Raw genomic sequence first — 13,718 nt, forward strand, 5'->3', positions numbered from 1 at the left:
CGCATCCGCGCCCGTGGCTGAGGGGCTGACGCGGGTGTCCGCCTGGGCTGTGACGGATTGGCGCAGGTGACTCGGGGGCTTAGGTAGATCCTTTGTCGTTTCGCGGATGCGATGATTACTCTCCGCGCTAGCCTCTCCACGTTCCGTATCCGTGACGTGAAGGCCATTCCCCCGTGACGCACCGTTCGACCGCCTACCAGGTGGTCTACCTGGGCGGCCTCGGCCGTAGCGGCACCACGCTGCTCGAGAGACTGCTCGGCGAGATCCCCGGCGTGGCACCCCTCGGCGAGGTCGTACACCTCTGGGCCCGAGGCGTACTGGCCGGCGAGCCATGCGGCTGTGGCGAGCCCTTCCCCGCCTGCCCGTTCTGGCGCGAGGTCGGCGAGACCGCGTTCGGCGGATGGACGCAGGACCTGGCCGAACGCGTCCTCACCCTGCGACACCGCGTCGACCGCACCCGCAGGATCCCCCGCATCGCTCACCCGGAGCTGGCGGAGTACGCCGGCACCTACCAGCGCCTCTACGACGCAGCGGCCAAGACCGCCGGCGCGACGGTCGTGATCGACTCCGGCAAACACGCCTCCCTGGCCTTCTGCCTGGCGGCGGCCGGAGTGGACGTGCAGGTGGTCCACGTGGTCAGAGACCCGCGAGCCGTCGCCCACTCCTGGCGCAAGACCGTCGAACGCCCTGAGGACGGCCGCCCGATGACCCGCTGGGGCTCCGCCCGCACGGCAGCCCACTGGACGGCCCAGAACCTCGCCCTGGACCTCCTCGCCGCCCGCGGGGTCCCGGTGACGAGACTCCGTTACGAGGACCTCCTGGCCGACCCAGCGGCCGCTCTGGCGACATTGGCCGACATCCTGGGCCTGGGCACGGCGCTGCCGTTCCTGACCGGCACGACCGCCCACCTGACCACCGCCCACACCGCCTCGGGCAACCCCATGCGCTTCACCGTCGGCCCGGTCGAACTGCGACGGGACGACGCGTGGCACTCCGGCCTCCCGCGCCACCACCGGCACCTGGTCACGGCCCTCACCTGGCCGCTCAGGTCTCGGTACGGCTATGGGGAGGCGGCGGCATGAGCGGGCCTGGTGCGGACGGGCCTTGGGTGGTCGGTATTCGTGCGGTCGGGTCTCGTGCGGACGGACCTTGGGTGGTCGGTATTCGTGCGGTCGGGTCTCAGGTGGTCGGGTCCCGTGCGGTCGGGTCTCGTGTGTTCGAGTCTCGTGAAGCCGAGCCCTGGATGGTCGGGCCTCGTGAACTGGTTGCCGACGCGGCAGCGTGGGCCGTACCTCTCGAAGTGGGGGTCGCATGAGTGCGTCCGTCGGCGTGGTGATCCCCACTCGGGGTGACCGGCCCGAACAGCTGCGGGCGGCCGCCCGCGCCGTCCTGACCCAGGACTACCCCGGCCGGATCTCCCTGGTCATCGTCGTCGACGGTGGCGATCCCGCCGCAGTCGCCGAGCAGGTGGCCGACGTGGTGACGCCGGGCGCCGCCACGAACGCCCGCCACCGCGTACTCGTCCTGCCCAACGCTCTCAGCGCCGGGCTGCCGGGCGCGCGTAACACCGGCATCTCCGCGTGCGACACCGATCTGATCGCCTTCTGCGACGACGACGACGTGTGGCTGCCGGGCAAGCTGGCCGCGCAGCAGCAGGCGATCGAGGATGGCGCCGAGTTCGTCAGTTGCGGCATCGAGGTCGAGTACGGCGTGCGCCGGGTGCCGAGGCTCGCGGGCAGCGACACGGTCACGGCGGCCGACCTGGTGCGTTCGCGCATGGTGATGGTGCACTCGTCGACGTTCTTGTTCAAGCGTGGCGCCCTGTGGGTGGACGAGAGCGCCCCGGCCGGCCAGAACGAGGACTGGGATCTGGCCCTGCGCGCGGCCAAGCGGCATCCGATCGCGAACGTCGATCGCCCACTTGTACGTATCCGTTGGGGCAATTCCCACTATGTCGCCTGCTGGGCCGACCGCATCGCCGGGCTGGAGTGGATGCTCGCCCGACACCCCGAACTGGCCGTGGATCCGCGCGGCGCGGCGCGGGTCTACGGCCAGCTCGCCTTCCACCACGCCGCGCTGGGGCGGCGCCGTGAGGCCGGTCGCTGGGCCCTGCGCACGTTCGCCGAGCGCATCGGCGAACCACGCGCCCCGATCGCCCTCGCCGTCGCCGTCGGGCTGATCTCCGCGCCGGCGGTGCTCGCCCTGCTCCACGATCGGGGGCACGGCATTTGAGCGCGGTTACGGCGGACGTGGTCGCCGCGGGCGTGGTCACGGCGGCCAGGGTCTCGGCGGGCGTCCTCTCGGGGGATGTGTTCTCGGCGGGCGTGGCCACGGCGGGTGTTGTCACAGAGAGCCCCGGCGCAGGGCTTGATGCAGGGAACCGCGATGTGGGGTTCGGTGCAGGGAGCCGCGGCGCGGGGCTCGGTGCAGGGAGTCCCGATGTCGACCCCGTCACACGGGGGCCGGATATCGGGGTTTGACACGGGTGGGGTTCATGGGGACGCGGGGAAAGGGGCCGGGGATGGTTGGGGAGCAGGCGAGGCCGGTGCGGGTGCTGGTCGGGGGTGTTGCCGTCGATCCGCTGACCGAGCGCCAGGTCGTCGAGCACGTCGATGGTGAGCTGGGCGCGGGGAGGGGTGGGCGGATCGTGACGCCGAACGTCGACATCTGCCGCGCCGTCGCGAAGGACGTCAAACTCCGTCACCTCGTCAACTCCGCGGACCTCGTCGTGGCCGACGGGATGCCGCTGGTGTGGGCGTCGCGGCTGCTCGGCACGCCGATACCCGAGCGGGTCACCGGGGCCGACCTGATCTGGTCGTTGAGCAAGCTGGCCGCTCGCCGAGGGTGGCCCGTCTATCTCCTGGGTGGCCCGCCGGGGGTGGCCGCGTCCGCCGCTCATGAGCTCACCGCCTGCTATCCCACGCTTCAGGTCTGCGGAGTGGACGCGCCGCCCTACCGGTTCGAGAGCGGTGCCGGTGAGCGTGAGCGGGTGCGACGGAAGGTTGTGGGGGCGGAGCCGAAGATGGTGTTCGTCGGGCTCGGGTTTCCGCGCCAGGACCGGCTGATCGCGCGGCTTAGTAAGGATCTGCCGGGGGCGTGGTTCGTGGGGTGCGGGTCGGCGATCGCGTTCGCGGCCGGTACGGTGCCCAGGGCGCCCGAGTGGATGCGGGGCGCGGGGCTGGAGTGGGCGTTCCGGCTGGTGAGTGAGCCCGGTCGGCTGGCCAGGCGCTACCTGGTCGACGACCTGCCGTTCGCGGCCCGGTTGCTGGGCGACTGCCTGAGAGCACGGGCCTCGTCGGGAAATACCCAGGACTCGTCGGGAGGCGCACGCGACTCGTCGGGGAGCGCACGCGAATAGGTCGGCCAGGCGACGGTCTCGCTTCCTCAGGGACCCGTACAGACCGCACAGACCTTTCAGGCCCGTCTTACGCCCGGTCCGGTCCCGCGCAGACCCGTCCAGGACACCTTGGATCGGCCCAGACTCGCCGAGACCAGGCCCGCCCAGACCGGCCCAGACCAGACCCGCCCAGGCCCGCTCAATGGCAGGAGCGGTGGCTGGCTGGCCCACGGTTCCGGCGGGACGAGTTCGCCGGTGGGCTCATTCAGCGCAGGTGAGCTCCCGTACGCGGGCCGCTTCCGCCCGCGTCAGGCCGAGGGTGGCCGTTTCGAGGGCGCGGCGTGAGTTCATGGGCCGGAAAGCCGTGCGGGACAGGCCCGACCAGGCGAAAGCGCTCCTCGCGCCGACGGGGGCCGTGCATGCTCGGGTGATGCGGCGCTCGGCCGTGGGTGACCAGGCGAGGCCCGCGTACTCGTACAGCTGCCGGAAGCCCTGGACCGGCGCGGAGGCCAGTTCGTCGTAGGAGGTCAGCAGGATGCCGGGGGTACGGGCGAGGATCGCCTGCGTGACCCGCCACAGCGCCGCCGCCTTGGCGATGCGGTCCTGGGAGCCGACCAGGGCGCGGAGGTCCAGGAGTTCGGGGTGGTCGCGGACGAGCAGGGGTTGTTCGAGGAGCTCGTGGAAGTAGACGGTCCAGCCCAGGCGCTGCCAGCTGGCCACGAACGCCACCGGGTCCCGGGTCAGCGCGATCACCTTGCAGCCCAGCCGCTTGGCGAACCAGCCTGCCGAGAGCACCGCGAACGGGTCGTCGAGCAGGGCCCGCCGTCCCAGCAGGCGGCCGAGGGTGAAGGCCGTGCCATAGCGGGTCATGCGGGCCAGGTCGTACGGCGAGCGGTTGGTACGCAGTTCGGCCAGGTACCGGTAGCGGAGCGCGACCGTGTCCTGGAAGGCGGGCAGCCAGTCGGCGGTGTTGTCGTCGCAGATGTACTGGAAGCGGTGGGTGACCTGGGCCCGCAGGACGCCGGGACAGCGGCCGGGCGGGTGCTGGGGGTTGAGCGGCTCGTTGACATAGACGAGGTCGCCCCCGGCCGCCAGCATCTTGCCCGTCCAGCTCGTGCCGCTCCTGGGCAGGCCCGTCACCAGAATGGGACCGCTCATGCCACGACCGAGGACTGCGGGAAGGGCGCGCTTGCGAGGCGCGGGACGGGGCCGCTCATGCCGTGGTCCTGGAGTGCGAGAAGGGGCGCGCTCGCGAAGCGCGGGGTGCGGCCGGTCACGCTGTGGTCCAGGAGCGGAAGCGGAGTGCGGGGAGGCTGTGGCGGCCGAAAGGGTGCAGGCCGTAGCGGTGGTGCAGTTGCCAGAGCGGGAGCAGGTTCTTGGCGATCATTCCGCCCGCCCAGCCGAGCACCGCGCCGAACGCGCCGTGGACCGGGATGAGCGCCACGTCCAGCGCGACCGTGCAGGCGATGGCCGCCACCAGGTTGAGCAGGCTGGCCGTGGTGTGCCCGGCGGCGGTCAGTACGACGTCGACCATGCCGCACGCGGTCGCCAGCATCATCGTGCCGGCCAGCACCAGCGCCACCGGCACGGCGGCGCCGTAACCCGGCCCGAACAGGCGCAACAGCCACGGCGCCAGCGCGGCGTACCCGAGCCAGATCGGCCAGGTGAGCAGCACCAGCCAGATCGTCGCCGCCTGGTACAGCTCCCGCGCCCGGCCCATCTCGCCGTCGGCCAGCGCCCTGACCAGGCGCGGTTGTACGGCCTGTGCCAGCCCCTGGTTGGCGAGCTGGCCGACGACCTTGAACCGGGTGGCGGCGGTGTAGACGGCGGCCTGGACCGGGCCGCCGAGCAGTGCGACGACCACGATGTCGAGCCGCTGGAACACCGCCTGGATGGCACCCGCCACCGAGCGCGGCGCCGTGTAAAGCCACAGGTCACGGGTGGTGCCCGGCAGGTACAACGTACGCGGCAGCCGTTCGCGCAGCTGGATCGCGGCGAGCAGCGCCACCGGCACGTACGGCAGAGCCCAGAGGAACGGCAGCCACTGCGGCCTGGCGGCGACGGCCGCCGCGGCGACGAGCAGGAACTGGAGCGTCGGCAACGCCATCCCGTCGAGCAGCACGGTGGGCCGCATGGCGCCGAAGCCGCGGGTGGCGGCGAGCAGGAGGTCGGTGGCGACCATCACGGGCAGGGCCGCCGCCAGCAGGCCGAGCCGCGGATAGAGGATCGCTCCGCAAGCGGTGGCGAGCAGGACCGCCGGGACCAGAGCTACCCGGATATATCCGGAAATGCCGTGGTAGTCGTAGGTCTTGGCGCGGGCGATGAAATAGATGAGGCCGTTGCCCGCGTCGAGCTTGGCCACGCCGGCCACCATGAGGGCCAGGGCGGTGGCGGTGAAGAAGGTGCCCGCCTGGTGCGCGCTGAACGCCCTGGTGACCACCGCGACCAGCAGAAACTGAGCCCCCGCGCTGATGACGGCCCCGGCGATGCCCGCGATGCCGCCCCTGGCCACCTGACCGAGCGGCCCCGTGGTCAGCGACGCCACGACGGCTCACCGCCCAGCCAGCGGGCCAGCCGCGTGTCGTACACCTCGAAGTGGTCCCTGAGCCGCTGCCTGACCGAGTCGGGCAGCGGCCGGGGGAGCGGCCGCCCGTTGTGGCGTTCGAAGACTGGGTAGCCCAGGTGGGGCAGGCCGAGGAAGTCGAGGACCCGGTCGTAGGTGCGTTCCGGCTCGGCGAAGAAGCGGTGGCTGTCGAGCACCAGGACGCGTTCGCGGCCGAACAGCGGCTCCAGCCGGTCGAGCTGCTCCGCGTAGCGCCCGCGCGCCAGGTAGGCGTGGTGGCGGTGCGCGTGGTGGACGGTGTGGGGCCGCTCGCGGATGGCCTGCTCGGCGCCCGCCAGCCGCCGCTCCTCCAGCTCCAGGGCCCGTTCGAAGTCGGACTCGGTCTCGTAGCCCCTGGCCAGCTCGTGGGCGTGCGCGGAGCACGCCCGCTCGACCGGGTCGCGCACCAGCACGATGAGCCTGACCCCGGGCAGGTCGGCCGCGATGCGCTCCCCGGCCAGCGGATGGAACAGGTAGTAGGGCGAGGACTCGAACGCCTGCGGATGCGTGCCGTGGCGGCGAGCGAGCCGCGCGGCGGCCACCCGGAGCGGAAAGTGCCCCTGGTACCAGGACAGACCCCGCCCGTAGTCGGCGTCGAAGTAGTGGACGCCCTTGTGCAGCACCGGTTTGAGCAGCAGCGGGTGCCGCGCCAGAGCCCGGTAGAGCGACGTGGTGCCGCACCGCTGCGCTCCGGCGATCAGGAACGACGGCAGCATCCGTACGCTCGACGTGAACCTCCCGGTGGTCCGGGAGACGGACAGGACCGACTGCTTCATCGTGTTCACGTCAGCGGCTCCTGGTGATCGACGAGGGGATTGAGCCATATGCCCGGTGGCCCGAGGGGTTCGTGGCCGTCGGCGGCGTGCCGGTCGGCCAGCGCGACGAGGTAGTGCAGGGCCGTCCGCCGGGCCTCCGCCGCCGACAGCCCGAGCGGGGCGAGCACGGGTACGGCCTGCGCCAGGCAGGCCCGCGCGGCCGTGGCCGGGTCCATCCGCCGCAGCGCGCGCTGGAAGAAGTGGTGCACGGCGTCGAACCCATAGGGCACGCCGACCGCGTAGCGCTCCCAGTCCCAGACGAGCAGCCGCCCGTCGTCGGAAGGGGCGATGTTCCAGGGCGACAGGTCGCCGTGCCAGGCCGCTCCCTCGGAACCGCCGGTTCCCGCGATCTCCTTGACGGCCTCGGTGAGCAGGGCGGCGGGGACCCGGCCGCGCCTGATCGGTAGCGGCGAGAGGACCAGGACCGAGTACTCGCCCCAGCGCTCGTGGCGCAGCACGGTCGGCGCGACGACCGTCTTGAGCGCCAGACTGCTCAGCTTCTTGAGCGTGGCGGCCTCGCCGTCGACCAGTTCGCGGGCGCGCGGGGTGTCGCCGATCTTCACGAAGGCCAGGCGGGAGCCCTCGCCGTACGCCTCCAGGATGGGCTTGCGGTTGGCCCGGCGAGCCGGCCGTACGTGGAGGACGGTCTCGACGGGTACGCCGAGGATGTCGCTCAGGTACGTCTCGATCGAGCCCTCGACCGGCACCATGACCGGACGGCCCAGGAGCCCGTGCCAGCGGCGCCGGGGGGCCAGGCGGCGCGGCAGCAGCCGGTGCGGCAGCACGCTGTAGGCGCGCGGCGAGCCGGGGCCGGGGTAGAGCGCCCGCACGGTCTGGTCGAGGTAGCGCAGCCGCACCTTCGCGTCGTTCACGCGCTCTCCCCGGTGTTACGCCACAGGAGGGCGAAGGAGATGAGGTAGAGGCTGAGCGGCGTGACCAGGCCGTCGTACACGAACATGTAGAGCAGCACGAGGATCATGACGAGCACCCCCGCGAGCCCGATCGGGCTGCGGTCGGGCCAGTGGCGCCGGATCGCGCCCAGGAAGAACGCCACATACAGCGCCGCCCCCACGAAACCCTGGGTGATGATCAGCAGCCAGAGCTGCCCGTCGCTGCCCAGCGGCGGATGGCCGCAACCGCCGCACCACTCGGTCTTGCCGGTGGTGATCGTGCGGTGGTTGCCCATGGCGTTGCGGGTGTTGCCGTAGCCGATGATCGGCGAGTGCGTGGCCGCCGAGATGGTCGCCGACACGGTGAAGGCCCTGATGTCGTTGGAGTGCGGGTTGTCCAGGCGCTGGCCGACCAGCGAGGCGAGCGGGCTGAGCGCGAACGCCAGCGCCGCCGCCACCGCCGTCGCGCACAGGGCCAGCCTGGTGCGTCCGCCGACCCGGACGATCAGGTAGAGCCCGGCCAGCCCCAGGCCGATCCAGAGGCCGCGGTTGAGCGAGTAGACGATCGGGATGGCGGCCACGGCGGTCAACGCGATGGCCACCGCCTTGCGGCCGCCCCCACCGTAGACCCACCAGCCGACCACGAACCAGATGAGCAGCACCGACACGTTGCTGCCCCACGCGTTGGCCCACTCGAACGGCGCCTCGGGGCGCGGCGAGGCGTAGCCGAGCACCTTCTGGGTCTGGGCGGCCGTCGGGTGGATGAGGTTCTGGACGAAGGCGTTGTCGCTGATCCACCCCGGCAGCACCATCTCCACCGGCGAGGTGAACTCCAGCCGGGGGAAGAACACGCCGAGCAGCCCGCCCGCCACGGTCGTGACGAACAGCACCCCGAGCATCCGTACGAGCCTGAGCTGCGGCAGCTCCCGCTCGGTCAGGTTGCCCAGGTAGAGCACCATGATCAACAGGGCCGCGTAGAGCGCGAACCGTATGAGGTAGCCGATGACCCGCCCGGCGTTGAACGCCCCGTACGTGTCGGGCGGCATGTCGGCCAGCATCAGCGCGCTCACCGTGTAACCGGCCAGGAGCAGCAGCCACAGCCCGAACCCGCGCGGCACCCGGATCGGCCGGCGCCGCCAGAGCACGATGGCCATGGGCACCGCCAGGACGATCACCGACAGCCCGCCGAAGCCGAGCGCCCACCACACGGGATAGCCGATGAGGAGCGCGCCGATCGGCCATGCCGGACCTCTCATGCCGAGGTGCCCGGCGGGCGGGGGAGCGAGGTCATGGGCGCCGCCTCGCCGGACTGGCCGGGCTCCAGCTCGCCGCTGGCGACCAGCTTGCCGAGCGGGTTGCCGTCGACCGGCTCGGGCCGCGGGGTCAGGTCCCTCGTCGTCACGACACCGATGATCGGTACGTTGTGCCTGCCCAGATGGCGTACGGCGGCGGCCACCTGTGCCGAGGTGGCCCGGCGCAGCCCCACCAGCAGCAAGGCCGCGTCGGCCCGGGCCAGGTCGCCCACGTCGGAGCCGGTCAGCAACGACAGCGGGGCAGTGACGGCCAGCGGCCCGACCACCGGCGTCGCGCCGAGCTCCGCCGGGATCGCCCTGACCAGCAGCCGCTTGCCCGGGCAGGCGGCGATCACGGCCGAGGCCAGGTCGTGCGGCACTCCCTGGCGGAGCGGGCCCGACAGGTCGCCGAGCACGGGCAGCCCGGTCAGCCGTTCGACGTCGGCGGCGGTGCGCAACCGGGTGTCGAGCCGGTCGCGGGCGTAGGCGGTGGCCGTGCCGAGGAGCAGGCCGATCATGAGCCCGGTGCCGAGGTAGAGCGGCAGGCTGGGCGAGCTGGGCACGGTCGGCGGCGTGGCCTGGCTGATGACCGACCCGGGAGTGATGGCGACGGTCCGCAGCGCGTCGTACTTGAGCGTGAGGCTGTAGGCCTGCCGGTTGAGCACGCTCTGCCGGTGCGCGGCGATCGTGTGCTCGATGCTGCCCTTGCTCGCCAGGGCGAGCTCCTTGATCACGGCGTCGAGCGCGGTGTTGACCTGCTTGAGCTTGACCAGCATCGCCTTCTGCTGCGCGGTCATCGTCGCCTGCGCGTTCTCGGTGCGGTTGGCCAGATAAGCGTGCGCGTACGCCCGCGACTGGGCCGCCGCGACGGCGGGGTCGGCCGCGGTGACCGAGATCCACAGCACGGCCGAGTTGGGCGGCACCGAGACCTCGACGGGCTCGGGCGTGCCCGTCTTGAGGTCTTTGGCGGCCTTGTCGGCCACCACGGACGACTGGGCGATCTGCGCCTCGGTGTCGAGATTGAGCGGCTCGCGCTGCCGGTTGGTCACCTGGTTGTTCTGGTCCTGGACGCCCACGGGCGCGACCAGGACCTGGGTGGTCGCGGTGTAGGCGGCCGGGGTGAACCGCAGCAGCGCCAGCCCCGCCGTGCCGCCGGCCAGCAGGAACCCCAGGAACAGCAGCCAGCGCCTGCGCACCAGCGACAGGTGGTCCGCCAGGTCGGTGGCGTGGCGGCGGCCCGGGAAGTCCGGCGACAGGCTCATTGGAGCGGATCTCCTTCGAGTGTGTGCGCGGTGTCGCCGATCGGCGACTGTGCGTCACAAGTCGCGGCGTCCGCCCACTATAGGCCGGACAGATATTACCCAGGCTGAATCCAGAAGATTTTCTCTGGTGCGGCCAGCAATTCACCCCACGATAGCCCGAAATAATGCGAAATTAAGGGCTGGTCGGATGGTTGTTGACCTGGCGATACACCCGCTCCGGCTGAAGTTCTGGGAATGGCATGGCATGGTTCAGGTTTGATAGGACGGGGGTCCTTGGTTGAGGGGGTTGAACGGCCTTGAACCGGTGGGGAATTTCTCATAAAGCGGTAAATATCAGCGTCAAAGGTGTGGCGCTGTTGGTCGTCGCCGTGCTCGCGGGCTGCTCAGCTGTGCAGGGTTCGGGGAGTCCGGCGCAGGTCGCCCAGCCGAGCGCCAGGCCGAACGTGGAAACTTCGCCGGCTTGCGCGGTCACTGCCCGGCTCATCCCATCTTGTGGCGCTTGGTGGGGGATCGCCCCGGAGGTCTTCACCGGCGCGGGCATCGAAAGGTCGCTCCACGGCGCCGAGTCCCGCATCGGTGGCACCGCCGACGTGCTGCACGTCTATCACCGGGGCAAGGAGGAGTTCCCCACCAGCGAGGAGGTCGCGCTGGCCCGCGACCCGGTCCGGCCCAGGCTGCTGCTGATCAACTGGAAGCCGTCGCTCGACTACACCTGGGCGCAGATCGCCCGCGGTGCCATCGACCGCAGGATCGACCGGCTGGCCGACTACATCAGGCGCACCTTCCCCGAGCGGTTCTTCCTCACCCTCCACCACGAGCCGGAGAACGACGTCGACGCCGCCCCCGGCTCGGGCATGCAGGCCACCGACTACGCGGCCATGTACCGCCATGTCGTGCTCAGGCTGCGCGACGAGGGCGTCAAGAACGCGGTCACGGTCATGACCTACATGGGTGCGCCCAACTGGGCGGCCAAGCCCTGGTTCGAGCAGCTCTATCCGGGTGACGACGTGGTCGACTGGGTGGCCCTCGACCCCTATGCCGACGGCCGGGTCCGCGACTTCGACGGTCTGGTCAACAAGACCCGGCCCGACTTCGACCAGTGGCCGGGGTTCTACCGGTGGATGCAGTGGCGCTTTCCCGGCAAGCCGGTCATGGTCGCGGAATGGGGGGTGTTCGAGCGGGCCGACGACCGTACGGCCAAGCGCTCGTTCTTCGAGTCGGTGCGTACGCAGATTCAGCGCTATCCGCAGATCAAGGCGCTGATCTACTTCGACTCGCCGCACGCGCCGCGCGGCGACACGAGCTTCGACTCCGATCCCGCCGCCGGGCGGGCGTTCAGCGAGCTCGCGCGAGATCCTTACTTTCACTCGACGCCCGTGCCGCGGCCCTGACGCGCCAGCGCCAGCCCGCGACGGTCGCGACCGAGGCGCCCGCCAGCGCCCACACCGTCACTGTGTTGCTCACGTCGAGCAGTTTGAGCGCGGAGGCGAGCAGGACGATCCCGAGCAGCGCCCTGATGAGGCCGCCCGGCGCCCTGGAGGAGATCCGGGCGCCGAGGTAGACGCCCGGGATCGAGCCGATGAGCAGCGAGACCGTCAGGGTGAGCTGGAAGTCGCCGAAGAGCAGGTGGCCGAGCGCGGCCGAGGCGACGAGCGGCACCGCCTGCACCAGATCGGTGCCGACGAGCTGGTTGGACTTGAGCGCCGGATAGAGGGCCAGCAGGGCCACGATGATCAGGGAACCCGAGCCGACCGAGGAGATGCCGACGACGAGTCCGCCTACCGTACCGACCAGTACGGTCGGGATTGGGCGCACGACAATGTCGTGGGCGCTCGACGTACCGCCCTTCCCGGCCAGCCACGTCTTGGCGACCAGGCCCGCGACGGCGAGCAGCAGCGCCACGCCGAGCGCGTACTTCACCGCGTCGCCGACCGCGAACGCGCGCGCGATGAACACCCCGCAGAACGCCGCCGGCACCGACCCCACGCAGAGCCAGCCGACCAGGCGCAGGTTGACCGTGCCCCTGCGCAGGTGTACGGCGCTGCCGACGGGTTTCATCACGGCGGAGGCGACCAGGTCGCTGGAGACCGCGGCCAGCGGCGGAACGTTGAAGAACAGCATCATCATCGGCGTCATGAGCGCGCCGCCGCCCATGCCGGTGAGCCCGACGACGATCGCGACCAGAAAGGACCCGGCGATCAGGGGGAAGTCGATCAACGAACCCAGCCTCCGCTCCGCAGCGCCCCCAGCACCTGGGTGACGGCCGCCTCGATAGAGATGTGCGTCGTGTCGATGATCAGATCGGCGTCGTCCGGCTCCTCGTAGGGGTCGGAGATACCGGTGAACTCGGGGATGAGCCCGGCGCGGGCCTTGGCGTACAGGCCCTTGCGGTCGCGGCGCTCACACTCCTCCAGCGGGGTGGCCACGTGCACGAGCAGGAAGTCGGCCCCGACCGACTCGACCATCTCGCGCACCTCCTCGCGGGTGGCGGCGTAGGGGGCGATGGGGGCGCAGATCGCCAGCCCGCCGTGGCGCGCGGCCTCGGCGGCGACGAAGCCGATGCGCCGGATGTTGAGGTCGCGGTCGTCCTTGGAGAACGTCAGGCCCTTGGACAGCAGGTGGCGGACCACGTCGCCGTCGAGATAGGTGACCGGACGGCTGCCCAGTTCGAGCAGCGAGTCGCGCAGGCCGCGGGCGATCGTGGACTTGCCGGAGCCGGACAGGCCGGTGAAGAAGACCACGAGCCCGCGCCGGTGCGGCGGTCCTGGGATGCGCACCGGCTCGGGGCCCGCCAGGTGCTCGGTCGCGCCGTAGGCGGTGGCGACGTGCTCGCGCAGCTCCAGGTCGATCTCGGGCTCCGCGCGCGGCGCCAGCGGCACCGAGATCACCAGGGTGCCCTCGGGCAGCTGCTCCTTGGCGCGCAGCGCGGCGCGTACGACGGCCGGGCCCGTCTCACCGTACGAGAGGGGGAGCAGCACGATCACCGCGTCGAGCTCCTTGGCGGTGGCGACGATCTCGGTGAGGTCGTCGAGCGGTCCCCGCATGGTGACGGCGAGCGCCGCCCGCCCATCGAGCTCTTCGCGTATCTGCGCCGGAGTGCGGCGAAGCCGGGCGAACGGCCCGTGCTCCGGGGCGCCCAGGCCCTTCACCGGACCGGAGGCCAGGCCGTCGGGCTCGCGCTCGGCGACGGTGAGCACGGCCAGCGGCACGCCCTCGGGGTCGAGCAGCGTGACCTCGGTGCCGGGAGTGGCCGCTTCCGGAAGGTGGAGTGTGACGGGAGCCGGCCACGGGGTGCCGTCGGCGAGAGTGCCGCGCTCATGCACCGTGTGCAGGTCGTCGTGCCCGAGGAACCCACTCAGCGGCTGGAACGCGCCGGAGAGCAGCAGCTCCAGGTCGGCCAGCTCGTACGCCCCTGGGGTCCACTCCACGGTCTGCCATCCCAACTATTCCGATTGACTTGGTAGGAAAGGAGTCTAGCCTTTGGTACAAGTGTGTCGCTAGTGCGGTGTCCCCGAACCTT

The 13,718-nt window shown here is 71.3% G+C and carries 12 protein-coding genes; 4 read left to right on the forward strand and 8 right to left on the reverse strand.

Annotated features, from left to right (window positions below; all coding sequences use genetic code 11):
* The first annotated feature begins 173 nt into the window (after positions 1–173).
* The 3 genes from AB0B64_RS21175 to AB0B64_RS21185 all read left to right on the forward strand — a co-directional run bounded on the left by AB0B64_RS21175 (position 174) and on the right by AB0B64_RS21185 (position 3,358).
* On the forward strand, positions 174–1,082 hold the full coding sequence (locus AB0B64_RS21175) for a sulfotransferase (RefSeq protein ID WP_357943928.1): 909 nt from the start codon (positions 174–176) through the stop codon (positions 1,080–1,082).
* Between the two features lie 229 nt (positions 1,083–1,311).
* A complete protein-coding gene (locus tag AB0B64_RS21180) occupies positions 1,312–2,232 on the forward strand; it encodes a glycosyltransferase family A protein (protein ID WP_357943930.1) in 921 nt (306 codons plus the stop codon).
* A 289-nt stretch (positions 2,233–2,521) separates the two neighbouring features.
* The gene (locus AB0B64_RS21185; RefSeq protein WP_357943932.1) at positions 2,522–3,358 is read left to right on the forward strand and encodes a WecB/TagA/CpsF family glycosyltransferase; all 837 of its coding nucleotides are present in this window, start codon (positions 2,522–2,524) and stop codon (positions 3,356–3,358) included.
* A 240-nt stretch (positions 3,359–3,598) separates the two neighbouring features.
* Here the strand turns inward: AB0B64_RS21185 and AB0B64_RS21190 are convergent, their stop codons facing one another.
* The 6 genes from AB0B64_RS21190 to AB0B64_RS21215 form a co-directional block, all read right to left on the reverse strand.
* Entirely contained in the window at positions 3,599–4,495 is an 897-nt protein-coding gene (locus tag AB0B64_RS21190; protein ID WP_358179193.1) for a sulfotransferase, read from the reverse strand.
* Positions 4,496–4,610: 115 nt separating this feature from the next.
* Entirely contained in the window at positions 4,611–5,882 is a 1,272-nt protein-coding gene (locus AB0B64_RS21195; protein ID WP_358179195.1) for a polysaccharide biosynthesis C-terminal domain-containing protein, read from the reverse strand.
* Positions 5,870–6,715 carry a sulfotransferase domain-containing protein gene (locus AB0B64_RS21200; protein ID WP_357944598.1) on the reverse strand — a complete coding sequence of 282 codons (846 nt, stop codon included), beginning with the start codon at positions 6,713–6,715 and terminating at the stop codon, positions 5,870–5,872. The genes AB0B64_RS21195 and AB0B64_RS21200 overlap by 13 nt, the downstream gene beginning before the upstream one ends.
* Before the next feature lie 5 nt (positions 6,716–6,720).
* Positions 6,721–7,626 (reverse strand): hypothetical protein, encoded by a 906-nt coding sequence (locus tag AB0B64_RS21205; protein ID WP_358179197.1) that lies wholly within the window; start codon positions 7,624–7,626, stop codon positions 6,721–6,723.
* Positions 7,623–8,900, reverse strand: coding sequence for a hypothetical protein (locus tag AB0B64_RS21210; protein ID WP_358179199.1), 1,278 nt, complete (start codon positions 8,898–8,900; stop codon positions 7,623–7,625). The genes AB0B64_RS21205 and AB0B64_RS21210 overlap by 4 nt, the downstream gene beginning before the upstream one ends.
* Positions 8,897–10,198, reverse strand: a complete 1,302-nt coding sequence (locus AB0B64_RS21215) for a Wzz/FepE/Etk N-terminal domain-containing protein (protein ID WP_358179201.1) — start codon at positions 10,196–10,198, stop codon at positions 8,897–8,899. The genes AB0B64_RS21210 and AB0B64_RS21215 overlap by 4 nt, the downstream gene beginning before the upstream one ends.
* Before the next feature lie 347 nt (positions 10,199–10,545).
* Between AB0B64_RS21215 and AB0B64_RS21220 the strand changes: the two genes are divergently transcribed.
* Entirely contained in the window at positions 10,546–11,589 is a 1,044-nt protein-coding gene (locus AB0B64_RS21220; protein WP_357943943.1) for a hypothetical protein, read from the forward strand.
* Here the strand turns inward: AB0B64_RS21220 and AB0B64_RS21225 are convergent.
* Positions 11,534–12,415 (reverse strand): sulfite exporter TauE/SafE family protein, encoded by an 882-nt coding sequence (locus AB0B64_RS21225; protein ID WP_358179203.1) that lies wholly within the window; start codon positions 12,413–12,415, stop codon positions 11,534–11,536. The genes AB0B64_RS21220 and AB0B64_RS21225 overlap by 56 nt on opposite strands.
* The gene (gene cysC / locus AB0B64_RS21230; protein ID WP_358179205.1) at positions 12,412–13,626 is read right to left on the reverse strand and encodes an adenylyl-sulfate kinase; all 1,215 of its coding nucleotides are present in this window, start codon (positions 13,624–13,626) and stop codon (positions 12,412–12,414) included. The genes AB0B64_RS21225 and cysC overlap by 4 nt, the downstream gene beginning before the upstream one ends.
* Positions 13,627–13,718: the final 92 nt, after the last annotated feature.

Origin of the sequence: Nonomuraea sp. NPDC049129 (assembly GCF_040648495.1) — a bacterium.
In the GTDB taxonomy this organism is placed as follows: Bacteria; Actinomycetota; Actinomycetes; order Streptosporangiales; family Streptosporangiaceae; genus Nonomuraea.